Below are 11,982 nucleotides of genomic sequence, written 5' to 3' on the forward strand. Positions count from 1 at the left end.
ATCAGCCTCGGGCTTACCCGCGCGGGCGACACCTGGACCATCACTCCCACAACCGCATAGCGCAGGAGGGCTGTCCCAACCGGGACAGCCCCCCCAGCAAGAAGATCTTCATCAGACTTCTAGAGGCTGACGCCCACCATCACCGGCTCGTTCACCAGCTCCACCCCGAACGCCGCGCGCACCCCGTCGCGCACCTCGCGGGCCAGCGCGAGCAGGTCCTCGGTGGTGGCCGAGCCGCGGTTGGTCAGGGCGAGGGTGTGCTTGGTGGAGAGCGTGGCCGGGCCGCTGCCGTGGCCCTTGCGGAAGCCCGCGTGGTCGATCAGCCAGGCCGCGGAGGTCTTGGTGCGGCCCTCCCCCGCCGGGTAGGCGGGCGCCCGCAGGTCGCCCAGCCGGGCGGTGAAGGCGGCGAACTGCTCGTCGGTCAGGACCGGGTTGGTGAAGAACGAGCCCGCCGACCAGGTGTCGTGGTCGGCCGCGTCCAGCACCATGCCCTTGCCCGCGCGCAGCCGCAGCACCTCGGCGTGGGCGTCCCCCAGCTTCACCCGCTGCCCCGCCTCGACGCCCATCGAGCGGGCCACCTCGGCGTACTTCACCGGCGAGGACAGCCCGCCCTCGTCCGCGAGCCGGAACCGCACCCGCAGCACCACGTACCGGTCCGGGTCGGCCTTGAAGCGGCTGTGCCGGTAGGAGAAGGCGCAGTCCTCGTTGGCCAGCGTGACGGTCTCGCCGAGCAGGCGGTCGTACGCGACCACCTCGGTGACGGTCTCGGCGACCTCCTGCCCGTACGCGCCCACGTTCTGCACCGGCGTCGCGCCGGCCGAGCCGGGGATCCCGGCCAGGAACTCGATCCCGGCCAGCCCGGCGGCGACGGTGCGGGCCACCGCGTCCGACCAGACCTCGCCGGCCGCGAGCTCCAGCAGCGTGCCGTCCAGCGCGTAGCCCTCGGTGGCGATCCGCAGCACCGTCCCGGGGAAGCCGGCGTCCGCGATCACCAGGTTCGACCCGCCGCCCAGCACCAGCAGCGGCTCCCCCGCCGCGTCCGCCGCCCGCACCGCGGCCACCACCTCGGCGTCCGTCTGCGCCGTCACCAGCCGCCGGGCCGGGCCGCCCAACCGCAGCGTCGTCAACGGGGCCAGCGGCGCGTCCATCTCCTCGATCACCGCCCCAGCCTAAAGCAGCCCGGGACGGACGGCGGATGCGCCGGCGGCGCGCGCTCAGGGGCCCTTGCGCTCCCTACCGGCTCGCCGCCAGGCGCCGTCGCGCCTCGTCCCACCCCGGCTCGGCCGCGCCCTCCGCCTCCCAGGTGGCGAACGCGGAGTGCTCCATCGCGGGGCGGAGGGCGGTCATCGCCCGCCGGTGGGTCCCGGAGCGGACGAAGGCGTCGAGCGCCTCGCGGTCGCTCCAGCTGGAGAGCACCCAGAAGGTGCGCTCCAGCGGTGCGGCCCGCAGGGTGACGCCGAGGGCGCCGGGGGCGCGGCGGGCCCGGCCGCGGACCCGCAGGGACTGCCGCAGGAAGCCGGGGACGTGCCGCAGGCCGCGGACCTTGAGTTCGGCGGCCATCACGACGGGCCGGGCGGGGGGCTGCTGGGCGGCGGGGCCGGGGGCCCACGGGAGCGTCATCGCGAGCACGGGCGGTTCCTCCTCGTTCGTTTCGTCCGTCGGCGGGTGGTCGTGGCCGCTCAGGCCCGGCCGGCCGGGACGGGCGCGGGGGCGGGGGCGGATCCCGGGCCGGCCGCCTCGGCCGTCCGCATGCCGTACCGCCGCGGGACGAGCGCCGCGGCGACCGCCCCGGCCCCGACCGCGAGGGCGCCGACGACCATCGCGGGGACGAGCCCGTCGGTGAAGGCCCCGGTGCTGCCGTAGCCGCCCCGGGCGGAGAAGACCGCGGAGAGCACGGCCACGCCGAGGGCGCCGCCGACCTCCCGCATGGCGTTGTTCGCCCCGGAGGCGATGCCCTGTTCGGCGGGGCGGACGCTGGCCATCACCAGGTTGGCGGTGGGGGCGAAGTAGAGGGACATCCCGATGCCGCAGACCATCAGGACCGGGACCTGCTGCCCGTACCCGGCGGAGTGGTCGGCCAGCAGCGCCAGCCCGAGCAGGCCGAGGGCCTGCAGGACGAGCCCGGTGACGACGATCGGGCGGCCGCCGATCCGGTCGGTGAGGAGCCCGGCGACCGGGGCGACCAGCAGCGGCATGGCGGTCCACGGGAGCATCCGGACGCCGGCCTGTTCGGCGGTGTAGCCGTTGACGCCCTGGAAGTACTGGCTGATCAGGAAGATCGAGCCGAACATGCCGAGGAACATCAGCAGGCTGGCCGCGTTGACGGCGCTGAACGCCCGGCTGCGGAACAGCCGCATCGGCAGCATCGGCCGCTTCGCGAAGCGGACCTCGTACCCGACGAAGGCGGCCAGCAGCAGGGCGCCGCCGATCAGCGAGACCAGCACCAGCGGGGCGGTCCAGCCGTCGGGGTTGCCGCGGACCAGGCCGAGGACGAGGCCGAAGAGGCCGCCGCTGACCAGCAGGGTGCCGGGGAGGTCGAGGCGGGGGTTCTCGCCGCGGCTCTCGCCGAGCACGGCGCGGGCCAGCGGCAGCAGGAGCAGCCCGACCGGGACGTTCACCCAGAAGATCCACTGCCAGGAGAAGTGCTCGGTGAGGCTGCCGCCGATCAGCGGCCCGGTGGCGACGGCCAACCCGCTGACGCCGGACCAGATGCCGAACGCCGTGCCCCGCTTGGCGGCGGGCACCGCGACGGTCAGCAGGGTGAGGGTGAGCGGCATCATCACGGCCGCGCCGACGCCCTGGACGGCGCGGGCGGCGATCAGCGTGCCCATGCTCGGGGCCAGCGCGGCGGAGGCCGAGCCGAGGGTGAAGACCGCGAGCCCGCCGAGGAACATCCGGCGGCGGCCGAAGCGGTCGCCGAGGGCGGCGCCGAACATCAGCAGGACCGCGAAGGTCAGGGTGTACGCGCTGACCGTCCACTCCAGGTCGGCGAGCGCGCCGCCCAGGTCGGCGCGGATCGCGGGCAGTGCGGTGGTGACCACCAGGTTGTCGAGCCCGGCCATGAAGCTGGCCACGCTGACGACCACCAGGGTCCAGACGGCTTGCCTGTTCATCTCGCTTCCCCCATAGGTTGTGATTGATCAATAACTTTCATGGGCCGAAAAAAGGGCGCCCGCCACCGTCGGCGGAGCGCCTCAGCCTTCCCCGGCCCGCGCCTGCCTCTGCTTCTCGCTGAGCTTCACGAACGCCGACCAGAGGCCGTGCTCGAACGGGTACCCCAGGGCCACCAGGGTGTTGATCAGCATCCCGTGCGCCATGAACTCGGTCGCCAGGGTCCGGTCCCCGATCCGCTCCTCGATCCGCTCGAACAGCCGCGACCAGCCCGCCCGCGCCGTCTCGCCGATGTCGCCGTCCCCGGCCGACTCCGCCGCGAACACCGAGACGTAGATCTGCATCTGCATCATCACCTGCTCCCGGTCCTCGACCAGGTTCAGGTACGCCTCGCCCATCGCGTCGCAGGCCGCGTCCCCCGACAGCCCCTCCGAGGCCCGGTCGAAGACCTTCCAGGTCTCCTCCATGCAGTGCTCGGCCGCGGCCTCGAAGATCGCCTGCTTGTTGGGGAACAGCCGGAACAGGTACGGCTGCGAGACGCCCACCCGGCGGGCGATCGCCTCGGTGGAGGTGCCCCGGTAACCGCCCCGGGCGAACTCCACCATGGCCGCCCGGACGACGCTCTCGCGCCGCTCCTCGGCGGACATCCGCATGCTGTTCCTGGCCACACCCAAAGATTAGTGATTGGCCAATAACTTCGCAAGCCCCCTGGTGCGGGCCCCGCTCCCGGGGCCCCACCAACTCGGACGGGGCCGGCCCGCCGACCGGACTCAGCCCAGCCGGACGACGGCCCGGGCCATGCCCAGGACCTTCTGCCCCTCGCTGGTCGCGACCAGGTCCACCCGGACCCGGTTGTCCTCCAGCAGCGCGGCCACCTTCGCGGTGACCTCGATCGTCGCGCCGACGCCGTCGTTGGGCACCACCACCGGCTTGGTGAAGCGGACGCCGTACTCGACCACCGCGGCCGGGTCGCCGACCCAGTCGGTCACCACCCGGGCGGCCTCGGCCATGGTGAACATGCCGTGCGCGATCACGTCCGGGAGGCCGACCTCCAGGGCGAACTTCTCGTTCCAGTGGATCGGGTTGAAGTCCCCCGACGCACCGGCGTACTGCACCAGCGTCGCCCGGGTCACCGGGAAGGACCGCGCCGGCAGCTCGGTGCCGACCTGGACCTCGTCAAAGCGGACCGCCACGGTCACTCCTCCCCGGCTTCGTCGGCGGCGCGCGCCACCAGCGTCATGATCGACGTCACCACGTGCTCGCCGCTGGCGTCCTCGACCTCGCCGCGGACGGTCAGCACGTCGTTGCCCGCCAACGACTTGATCGCGTCGATCGAGACCGTGACGGAGAGCCGGTCGCCCGCCCGCACCGGGCGGGTGTAGGCGAACTTCTGGTCGCCGTGCACGACCCGGCTGTAGTCGAGCCCCAGCTCGGGGTCGTTGACCACCTGCGCGGCGGCCCGGAAGCTCAGCATGAACGGGAAGGTCGGCGGGGCGATGACGTCCGGGTGGCCCAGCGCCTTGGCGGCCTCCGCGTCCGTGTACGCCGGGTTCGCGTCACCGATCGCGGCGGCGAACTCGCGGATCTTCTCCCGGCCCACCTCGTACGGCTCAGTGGGCGGGTAGGTCCGCCCGATGAACGAGGGGTCGAGTGGCATGGGGCAACTCCTCTGGTGGTGCGTCCGGTCCGTCATGCAGAAACGACTCCAGGCCGCGCCCCGAACGGGGTGCGGCCTGGAGTACGAGGCAAAGTCAGCGGGTTTCGCGGTGCGCCGTGTGAGAGTTGCAACGCGGGCAGTGCTTCTTCATCTCAAGACGGTCCGGGTCGTTACGCCGGTTCTTCTTGGTGATGTAGTTCCGCTCCTTGCACTCCACGCAGGCCAGCGTGATCTTCGGGCGGACATCGGTGGCAGCCACGGGAGTGCCTTCCTTGGACAATGAATAAGAACACAGACAAGAGTAGCCGATCGGGAGTCATCCCCCCGATCGACTACGCGGGGTAGCGGTGACCGGACTTGAACCGGTGACACAGCGATTATGAGCCGCTTGCTCTACCAACTGAGCTACACCGCTTTGATGATCGGAATCCCGCCGAGGCGAGGGGCCTTTCACCAGAGCCCCCATGCGGAATCGAACCGCAGACCTTCTCCTTACCATGGAGACGCTCTACCGACTGAGCTATAGGGGCGAACGAGGAAGAGATTACACGGTTCCGGGCCAGAGGTGAAATCCGTATCCGCCGTGGATCTCCGCAGGTCGGCGGGCCCGCACTGACGGCCCGTCACCCGACACCCGTTCGACCCCCGCCGCAACCGGAACGCGCCCGACACGTCCTGGCACCCCGCCTCCGACCGTCCCGGGCCCCCGCCACCTAGGCTCGACCGTCAGTGATCTCCCACGCGACCCCCCGGACGACCTCCCGCGGGCGCGCCGCAGGCCGGCCGCCCCGCGCCCGGCCCCGGGGCGGTCGCCGGGCGGTCGACGGGACTGGAGGAGCGGGCCGATGAGCGAACGCAGCGAGGGCGCCCAGCCACCGCCCGCCAACCCGCTCGGACACGGGCCGGTGCTGCTGCTCACCGGAGCCCGGCTGCTGGACGGCCGGGTGGTGGACGTCCGGATCAGCGGGGACCGGATCCAGGCCGTCGGCGCGGTCGGCGGCCTCGGTCCGCTGCCCGCGATGCCCGGGCAGCCGACGGTCACCACCGGCGCCCGGATCGACCTGTCCGGCTACCTGCTGCTGCCCGCCCCCGCCGAACCGCACGGTCACTACGACAGCGCGTTCGCCGCGGCGCCGCCCGCCCCCGGGGAGGAGGGCGCGGCAGAACTGGTCCGCCGGGCCACCGAGGCCGCGCTGACCTCGCTGGGCTACGGGGCCACCGCCCAGCGCACCCACGTCCGGATCGGCGACGTGCACGGGCTGGACCGGCTGGAGGCCGTCCTCACCGCCCGCCAGTCGCTGCGCGGGCTGGCCGAGCTGCAGGCGGTCGCGATGCCCCGGCTGCTCACCGGCCGGGCCGGGGCGGACGGGCGGGCGCTGCTCCGGGACGCGCTCAAGCTCGGCGCGGACGCGGCCGGGGGCTGCCCCGACCTGGACCCGGACCCGGTCGGCTACGTCCAGGCCGTGCTGGAGGCCGCGGCCGAGGCCGACTGCCCGGTCGACCTGCACACCAACGCCGCCGACCGAACCCAGCTCGCCCGCCTGGTCACCGCCCTCGCCCCGCACCGGCCCCGGGTCGCGCTCGGCCCGTGCAGCGCCCTGCCGCCCGGCGGCGCGGGCGTGCTGGCCGGCGCGGGCGTCCGGGTGGTCTGCCTGCCGCAGAACGGCGGCTGCACCGGCCTCGAAGACCGGCCGATCGGTCTGAGTCCTTCCCTGGTACGGGAGTTCGCCCAGGCCCGGGTCGCCCTCACGGCCGGTGCCGGGGCGCTGCGCGACGCCTCCAACCCGGTCGGCCGGGCCGACCCGCTGGACACCGCCCGCCTGCTCGCCGCGGGCGGCGCGCTCTCCCCCGAGGCCGCCTACGACGCGGTCTCCGCCCAGGCCCGCACCACCCTCGGGCTGCCCCCCGTCCGGGTCGACGCCGGATTCCCCGCCGAACTCCTCGCCGTCCGCGGCGACAGCCTGCCCGGCGCCCTCTCCGGCGGCCACTCCCGCCTGGTCGTCCACTGCGGCCGCATCGTCTCCCGCACCAGCGCCGTCCGCGAGTTCGCCGACACCGTCACCCTGGCCCTCCCCCGCCAGAACCACCCGGGCTGAGCCCGCCCGGGCGGCGGACGGGGCCGCTCGCGGCCGCACCGGGCCGGGAATAGCGTGGGACGAGATCCGATCGTTCGAGGGAGTCCTCCATGGATGCCGAGAACGGCGGGCCGACGACCCCGGGCCCCCGGCCCGCGCCTCCTCCCGCCCCCGCCGCCCCTGCCCCCGCCGTCGCGCCGCCCACCCCGGTGCCACCGGCTCCACCACCGCTGGTCAAGAGCCCTGCGGGAGCACAGGGCCTGGCCATGAAGCACCGAGGCCCGGTCGCCGTCTGGCTGGGCCTCCCGCTGATCACCTTCGGGATCTACCACCTGGTCTGGTACTACAAGGTCCACAAGGAACTGCGGGAGTACGACCCGGACCTGCGCGGCCTCAGCCCCGTGGGCAGCACGCTGGTCCTGCTGCTCCTCGGCTGGACGATCGTCGCCCCGCTGATCTCGTACTACAACACCGGCGAGGCGATCGCGAAGGCCCAGCGCTCCGCCGGCGTCCCGGTGACCTGCAGCCCGGTGGCGAGCATGCTGCTCTACTTCCTCTTCGGGTTGAACAGCTGGTACATGCAGAAGCAGCTCAACCTGATCGTCGAGGCCTACCCGGGCGCCGCTCCCGGCGACGAGGTCCCGCTCCCGGCCGTCACTGCCGGGTGACACGGGCAGACAGTCGCACCGCACGACGAAGAAGCCCCCGGGCTGCGTTTCCGCAGTCCGGGGGCTTCTCCACTATCCGGTGGCTGGTGCAGGGTTCGAACCTGCGTAGCTTGCGCGACAGATTTACAGTCTGCTCCCTTTGGCCGCTCGGGCAACCAGCCAGGGATGGTGTCTCGCGGGGCGCTGCCCCGTTCGACGTCGTAAACGATACCCGATGGTGGGGGGTGGTTCGCCACCCGGTTACGTCACGTCGCGATCAAGGTCGGCGCGCGGCCGTTGCGGGCGGGGGCCCGGAGCGCTGGATAGGCTGGGGCGTCGCCCGCCGGTGGCGGGTGGCGCGACCGTGCAGCCTGTAGTGCAAGGAGACCAACACCCATGGCCGACTCCAGTTTCGACATCGTCTCGAAGGTCGAGTGGCAGGAGGTCGACAACGCGATCAACCAGACCTCCCGCGAGATCGCCACCCGGTTCGACTTCAAGAACGTGGGTGCCGAGATCAAGCGGTCCGGCGAGAAGATCGAGATGAAGGCCAACGGCGAGGAGCGGGTCCGGGCGATCCTGGACGTGCTGCAGACCAAGTTCGTGAAGCGCGGGCTGTCGCTGAAGGCGCTGGACGCGGCGGAGCCGCAGCTGTCCGGCAAGGAGTACAAGATCTTCGCCGACATCAAGGAAGGCATCACCACCGAGGATGCCAAGAAGGTCGCGAAGATCATCCGGGACGAGGGTCCGAAGGGCGTCAAGGCGCAGGTCCAGGGCGACGAGCTGCGGGTCAGCTCGAAGTCGCGCGACGACCTGCAGACCGTGCAGGCCCTGCTCAAGGGCAAGGACCTGGACTTCGCGATCCAGTTCGTCAACTACCGCTGATCCGCAGGCGGCCCCGCCGGGGAGGGCGGTGGTGCGGGCGCGGCGCCGAGCCCCTGGGCGCCTCCCCCGCACCACCGCCCTTCCCGTCCCCGCGCCGTGCCACCCTGGAGGGCGTGTCCTCGGAACCCGCCGCCCCCGACAGTCGGTACACCCCGGCCGAGCTGGCCCCGCTCGACGGCGGTGAACCCTTCCGGGGCGCCGACGCCGGGACGGTGCTGGACTTCTGGCGGTACGCGATGCCCGACCTCCGGAGCAACATCGTCCGGGGGCTGCTCGCGGAGTTCCTGGTCCACCGGGCGGTCGGCGCCGTGGCGCGCAACCCGGAGTGGGAGAGCTTCGACGTCCTGACCCCGGAAGGGCTCAGGGTCGAGGTCAAGACCAGCGCCTACCTGCAGGTCTGGGGCCAGCGCCGGCTGTCGGAGATCCGCTTCTCCCGGCTGCGCGGACGCACCTGGACCGCCGAGGACGGCAGTGCCGCGACGCAGTCCTACAACGCGGACGTCTACGTCTTCGCCCTCCACACCGCGGTCACCCACGCCGACTACGACCCGCTCGACATCGGCCGGTGGAGCTTCCACGTCGCCCCCCGCGCCCTCGTGGAGGCGACCGGCCAGTCCAGCGTGGGCCTGGCCGCGGTACGTCGGCTGTGCGGCGATCCCGTCGGCTACGAGCGGCTCGCGGACCGGATCACGGCCTGCGCCACCGGGGCGTGACGAACCCCCCGGCTCGATCGACGCGACGGCACGGCGGCACGGCGGGTGTGGCGGGGCCGCGAGGGCGGGACCGGGCGCGGAAGGCGTCGGCGGGGTCGGCAGCGGCGGCGGGGGCAGCGGTCGGCGCGGCGGCTGGCCGGTGGGCCCGCAGGGGTGAAGCCGTTCCTTCCGGGGGTTCGGACGCTTCGCCTGCACCCGCGCGTTGAGCCGCCCGAGAGTGCGCGGCCCGGCGCCGGGTCAGCCCTCGGCCGCTCCGGCGGCCCCGGTCGGTCGGCGGCGGTGCGTGTCGACGGCGGCGGCGATCTCCGGGGCGGTGGCGTCGGTGGCGCCGAGGGCGCGCAGGACGCGGTCGAGCGGGGCGCCGTCGGCGGGGGCGAGTGGGCCGAGGGTGATCCGGCCGTCGTACCAGAGGGCGGCGCGCCGTCCGGCGGGGTGCGCGTCGTCGGACTCGGCGTAGGCGATGGGGGCGGCCTTGGACCAGCCCGCGATCCGGAGGGCGAATCCGGAGGGGAACCGCTTGAAGCCGAAGTCCGGCGCGTTGGACGGGTGTTGGAACGCGTCGTGCAGCTCGTCGGTCATCGGGACGAGCGCCAGGCCGTGCGGCAGGAGCGCGGAGCGCGCGAGCGGGACCTCGGCCGTCACCACGGCGATCAGCTCCTCGGCGGCGATCAGCGCGTTCAGTTCGTATGGCACCGCCCCATTCTCCGCCCGGGAAGTCATCAGGTCAGGAAAACAATCGAACTGACTATCCATCCGATATGCCGGACATCGGCCGCACCGTCCCCGAGCTGCCGGAACGACCTTCCGGAACCGGTGACTCGAAAACGGTTCGCAGGCGCCCGGCGCCGTTCGCGCGCCCGTCCGGTACGGCAGAGTGGACAGGGTGACCCGTACTCCGCCGCAGCGCCCGGCCACCGGCGCCAGGCCCACACCCGAACAGCTCGCCGCCGCCCAGGACAGCACCATCGAGGACGTGGCCGCGCCCGGCCTCCGGGTGCTGTTCTGCGGGATCAACCCGGGCCTGTGGTCGGGCGCCACCGGCCAGCACTTCGCCCGCCCGGGCAACCGGTTCTGGCCCGCCCTGCACCGCTCGGGATTCACCCCGCGGCAGTTGCGGCCGGCCGAGCAGCGGGAGCTGCTCGACTTCGGGCTGGGCATCACCAACGTGGTGGCGCGGACCACCGCGAAGGCGGCCGAGCTGACCGCCGAGGAGTACCGGGAGGGCGGGCTGGCGCTGGCCGCGCGGGTGCGGCGGCTGCGGCCGCGGGTGCTGGCGGTGCTCGGGATCGGGGCGTACCGGGCGGCGTTCGGCCGGCCGCGGGCGACGGTCGGGCCGCAGCCGGAGCCGATCGGCGACGCCGAGGTGTGGCTGCTGCCGAACCCGAGCGGGCTGAACGCGCACTACACGCTGGACGGGCTCGCGGCCGAGTTCCGGGCCCTGCGCGAGCACCTGGAGCGCGAGGGCGAGTAGCGCGGGCGCCCGGTCGGACCGCGAGCGCCACCGGGCCCCACCACCGGCACCGGGAGCCGGCCCCGTCACTCCGCCAGGAGCCGGGCCTCGAACCGGGCGCGCTCGCGCACCACGTACGCAGCGTCGGACAGGTACATCAGGTGGTGCCCGTCGGCCAGGTGCGAGGCGAACGCTGCGCTCCCGGCGGCGGCTTCGGCCCGCATGTGCGCGACCAGGGCGTGCAGCCGGGCCTCGATCGCGTCCACCAGGCCTTCCCGGTCGGCCCGGCCGAGGCCGTACGCGTCGCAGAACTCCCGTACGCGGGCGGCCTGTTCGTCAGGGGTGCCGAAGCCGTCGGCGTTGCCGGGGGCGGTGGTGGGCGCCCAGCGGTAGACGGCGTGGGCGACGTCCCACAGCCGGGGGCCGGGGTGGGCGGTGTCGAAGTCGATGACGCCGACCACGCGTTCGCCGTCCAGCACGCAGTTGTGCGGGGCGTAGTCGCCGTGGCAGACCACCTCGGCGGGCTCCCGGACGGGCAGCATCCAGCCCTCCGCGGTGTAGCCCGCCGTGGCGTCGTGGTAGGCGCGCAGCAGGCGGGCCGCGTCGAGCAGGGCGGTGCGGGAGGCGGCCGCGGGGGTGGGCGGGTAGTCGGACACCTCGCCGGGCAGGAAGTCCAGCACCTCCCGCCCGTCCTCGGCCAGCCCGTGGAACCGCGGCCCCGCCGTGAACCCGGCCGCCCGCACGTGCGCCAGCAGCCCGTGCACGGCGGGCGACCACGGCCCGGTGGGCCGCAGCACCCGGTCGCCGCGCCGCTCCACCCGGTTGACCCCGCCCGCCATGATCTCGCCCGCCGTGATCTCGCCGTCCGCCACGCGCCGCTCCTCACCGTCCGTGCACGACCCGGCAGTTGTACCCGGCAGCGGGCCGCTCCGCGAGCGGTTTTCGAGCGGCCCGGCGTCAGCGGCTGCCGAAGCCCTGGTCGGTGGTGACGACCTCGCGGCCGAGCGGGGTCAGCGAGATCGGGACCATCTTGAGGTTGGCCCAGCCGAACGGGATGCCGATGATCGACAGGAACAGCGGGATGCTGGTGACGATGTGGGCGATCGCCAGCCACCAGCCCGCGAGCACCAGCCAGATCACGTTGCCCACGCAGGACGGGGCGCCCGCGTCGGCCCGCACCACGGTGGTGCGGCCGAAGGGCCAGAGCATGAAGCCCGCGAGGCGGAAGGACGCGATGCCGAACGGGATGGTGACGATCAGGACGAAGCAGATGATCCCGGCGACCGCGTAGCCGATCGCCATCCACAGGCCGCAGAACAGCAGCCAGATGACGTTGAGCAGGAAGTTGACCAGCTTCATGCCTCCCAGGCTCGCACACCGGCGGCCGGACGGTCAGGTGGCGGCGCGTCCTTGTGGCAGGGGTGTGACGGGGCGGGGCGGAAGG

General features: G+C 73.5%; 15 protein-coding genes and 3 tRNA genes. 5 read left to right on the forward strand and 13 right to left on the reverse strand.

Annotated elements, in window-relative coordinates; translation table 11 throughout:
- Nucleotides 1-119 precede the first annotated feature (119 nt).
- The 9 genes from ACFY00_RS12345 to ACFY00_RS12385 all read right to left on the reverse strand — a co-directional run bounded on the left by ACFY00_RS12345 (nucleotide 120) and on the right by ACFY00_RS12385 (nucleotide 5,298).
- On the reverse strand, nucleotides 120-1,157 hold the full coding sequence (locus tag ACFY00_RS12345) for a UDP-N-acetylmuramate dehydrogenase (protein WP_388030668.1): 1,038 nt from the start codon (nucleotides 1,155-1,157) through the stop codon (nucleotides 120-122).
- Nucleotides 1,158-1,233: 76 nt separating this feature from the next.
- Complete coding sequence (locus tag ACFY00_RS12350; RefSeq protein WP_388030670.1) at nucleotides 1,234-1,620, reverse strand: antibiotic biosynthesis monooxygenase family protein; 387 nt, start codon at nucleotides 1,618-1,620, stop codon at nucleotides 1,234-1,236.
- A gap of 59 nt (nucleotides 1,621-1,679) precedes the next feature.
- On the reverse strand, nucleotides 1,680-3,113 hold the full coding sequence (locus ACFY00_RS12355; RefSeq protein ID WP_388030249.1) for a DHA2 family efflux MFS transporter permease subunit: 1,434 nt from the start codon (nucleotides 3,111-3,113) through the stop codon (nucleotides 1,680-1,682).
- An 81-nt stretch (nucleotides 3,114-3,194) separates the two neighbouring features.
- Complete coding sequence (locus ACFY00_RS12360) at nucleotides 3,195-3,764, reverse strand: TetR/AcrR family transcriptional regulator (RefSeq protein ID WP_388030671.1); 570 nt, start codon at nucleotides 3,762-3,764, stop codon at nucleotides 3,195-3,197.
- A 117-nt stretch (nucleotides 3,765-3,881) separates the two neighbouring features.
- Nucleotides 3,882-4,310: a MaoC family dehydratase gene (locus tag ACFY00_RS12365; protein ID WP_388030251.1), complete on the reverse strand. Its 429-nt coding sequence runs from the start codon at nucleotides 4,308-4,310 to the stop codon at nucleotides 3,882-3,884.
- Nucleotides 4,307-4,768 (reverse strand): MaoC family dehydratase N-terminal domain-containing protein, encoded by a 462-nt coding sequence (locus ACFY00_RS12370; protein ID WP_285737040.1) that lies wholly within the window; start codon nucleotides 4,766-4,768, stop codon nucleotides 4,307-4,309. The genes ACFY00_RS12365 and ACFY00_RS12370 overlap by 4 nt, the downstream gene beginning before the upstream one ends.
- Before the next feature lie 94 nt (nucleotides 4,769-4,862).
- The gene (gene rpmG, locus ACFY00_RS12375) at nucleotides 4,863-5,027 is read right to left on the reverse strand and encodes a 50S ribosomal protein L33 (RefSeq protein ID WP_006604855.1); all 165 of its coding nucleotides are present in this window, start codon (nucleotides 5,025-5,027) and stop codon (nucleotides 4,863-4,865) included.
- 83 nt (nucleotides 5,028-5,110) lie between these two features.
- A tRNA-Met gene (locus ACFY00_RS12380) sits at nucleotides 5,111-5,183 on the reverse strand.
- 42 nt (nucleotides 5,184-5,225) lie between these two features.
- Nucleotides 5,226-5,298, reverse strand: a tRNA-Thr gene (locus tag ACFY00_RS12385).
- Nucleotides 5,299-5,613: 315 nt separating this feature from the next.
- Here ACFY00_RS12385 and ACFY00_RS12390 point away from each other — a divergent pair.
- Together ACFY00_RS12390 and ACFY00_RS12395 are read left to right on the forward strand one after the other, a co-directional pair.
- The gene (locus tag ACFY00_RS12390; protein ID WP_388030254.1) at nucleotides 5,614-6,864 is read left to right on the forward strand and encodes a hydrolase; all 1,251 of its coding nucleotides are present in this window, start codon (nucleotides 5,614-5,616) and stop codon (nucleotides 6,862-6,864) included.
- A 245-nt stretch (nucleotides 6,865-7,109) separates the two neighbouring features.
- The gene (locus tag ACFY00_RS12395) at nucleotides 7,110-7,511 is read left to right on the forward strand and encodes a DUF4234 domain-containing protein (RefSeq protein ID WP_388030257.1); all 402 of its coding nucleotides are present in this window, start codon (nucleotides 7,110-7,112) and stop codon (nucleotides 7,509-7,511) included.
- A gap of 80 nt (nucleotides 7,512-7,591) precedes the next feature.
- Here ACFY00_RS12395 and ACFY00_RS12400 read toward each other — a convergent pair.
- Nucleotides 7,592-7,672, reverse strand: a tRNA-Tyr gene (locus ACFY00_RS12400).
- Nucleotides 7,673-7,886: 214 nt separating this feature from the next.
- Between ACFY00_RS12400 and ACFY00_RS12405 the strand changes: the two genes are divergently transcribed.
- Both ACFY00_RS12405 and ACFY00_RS12410 read left to right on the forward strand, forming a co-directional pair.
- Nucleotides 7,887-8,375: a YajQ family cyclic di-GMP-binding protein gene (locus tag ACFY00_RS12405; RefSeq protein WP_388030259.1), complete on the forward strand. Its 489-nt coding sequence runs from the start codon at nucleotides 7,887-7,889 to the stop codon at nucleotides 8,373-8,375.
- Between the two features lie 113 nt (nucleotides 8,376-8,488).
- Nucleotides 8,489-9,088: a hypothetical protein gene (locus tag ACFY00_RS12410; protein ID WP_388030262.1), complete on the forward strand. Its 600-nt coding sequence runs from the start codon at nucleotides 8,489-8,491 to the stop codon at nucleotides 9,086-9,088.
- A gap of 237 nt (nucleotides 9,089-9,325) precedes the next feature.
- Here the strand turns inward: ACFY00_RS12410 and ACFY00_RS12415 are convergent, their stop codons facing one another.
- Entirely contained in the window at nucleotides 9,326-9,781 is a 456-nt protein-coding gene (locus ACFY00_RS12415; RefSeq protein WP_388030264.1) for a hypothetical protein, read from the reverse strand.
- A gap of 190 nt (nucleotides 9,782-9,971) precedes the next feature.
- Between ACFY00_RS12415 and mug the strand changes: the two genes are divergently transcribed.
- The gene (gene mug / locus ACFY00_RS12420) at nucleotides 9,972-10,559 is read left to right on the forward strand and encodes a G/U mismatch-specific DNA glycosylase (protein WP_388030267.1); all 588 of its coding nucleotides are present in this window, start codon (nucleotides 9,972-9,974) and stop codon (nucleotides 10,557-10,559) included.
- A gap of 65 nt (nucleotides 10,560-10,624) precedes the next feature.
- Here mug and ACFY00_RS12425 read toward each other — a convergent pair whose 3' ends face one another.
- Complete coding sequence (locus ACFY00_RS12425; protein ID WP_388030269.1) at nucleotides 10,625-11,410, reverse strand: phosphotransferase; 786 nt, start codon at nucleotides 11,408-11,410, stop codon at nucleotides 10,625-10,627.
- A gap of 85 nt (nucleotides 11,411-11,495) precedes the next feature.
- Nucleotides 11,496-11,897: a YccF domain-containing protein gene (locus ACFY00_RS12430; RefSeq protein ID WP_388030271.1), complete on the reverse strand. Its 402-nt coding sequence runs from the start codon at nucleotides 11,895-11,897 to the stop codon at nucleotides 11,496-11,498.
- Nucleotides 11,898-11,982: the final 85 nt, after the last annotated feature.

This window comes from Kitasatospora sp. NPDC001540 (assembly GCF_042894345.1).
Lineage (GTDB): Bacteria > Actinomycetota > Actinomycetes > Streptomycetales > Streptomycetaceae > Kitasatospora > Kitasatospora phosalacinea_C.

Coding starts and splice junctions, on each gene's coding strand:
- ACFY00_RS12350 (WP_388030670.1), bottom strand. CDS start 1,620: ATGACGCTCCCGTGGGCCCCCGGCCCCGCCGCCCAGCAGCCCCCCGCC.
- ACFY00_RS12355 (WP_388030249.1), bottom strand. CDS start 3,113: ATGAACAGGCAAGCCGTCTGGACCCTGGTGGTCGTCAGCGTGGCCAGC.
- ACFY00_RS12360 (WP_388030671.1), bottom strand. CDS start 3,764: ATGCGGATGTCCGCCGAGGAGCGGCGCGAGAGCGTCGTCCGGGCGGCC.
- ACFY00_RS12370 (WP_285737040.1), bottom strand. CDS start 4,768: ATGCCACTCGACCCCTCGTTCATCGGGCGGACCTACCCGCCCACTGAG.
- ACFY00_RS12390 (WP_388030254.1), top strand. CDS start 5,614: ATGAGCGAACGCAGCGAGGGCGCCCAGCCACCGCCCGCCAACCCGCTC.
- ACFY00_RS12395 (WP_388030257.1), top strand. CDS start 7,110: ATGAAGCACCGAGGCCCGGTCGCCGTCTGGCTGGGCCTCCCGCTGATC.
- ACFY00_RS12405 (WP_388030259.1), top strand. CDS start 7,887: ATGGCCGACTCCAGTTTCGACATCGTCTCGAAGGTCGAGTGGCAGGAG.
- ACFY00_RS12430 (WP_388030271.1), bottom strand. CDS start 11,897: ATGAAGCTGGTCAACTTCCTGCTCAACGTCATCTGGCTGCTGTTCTGC.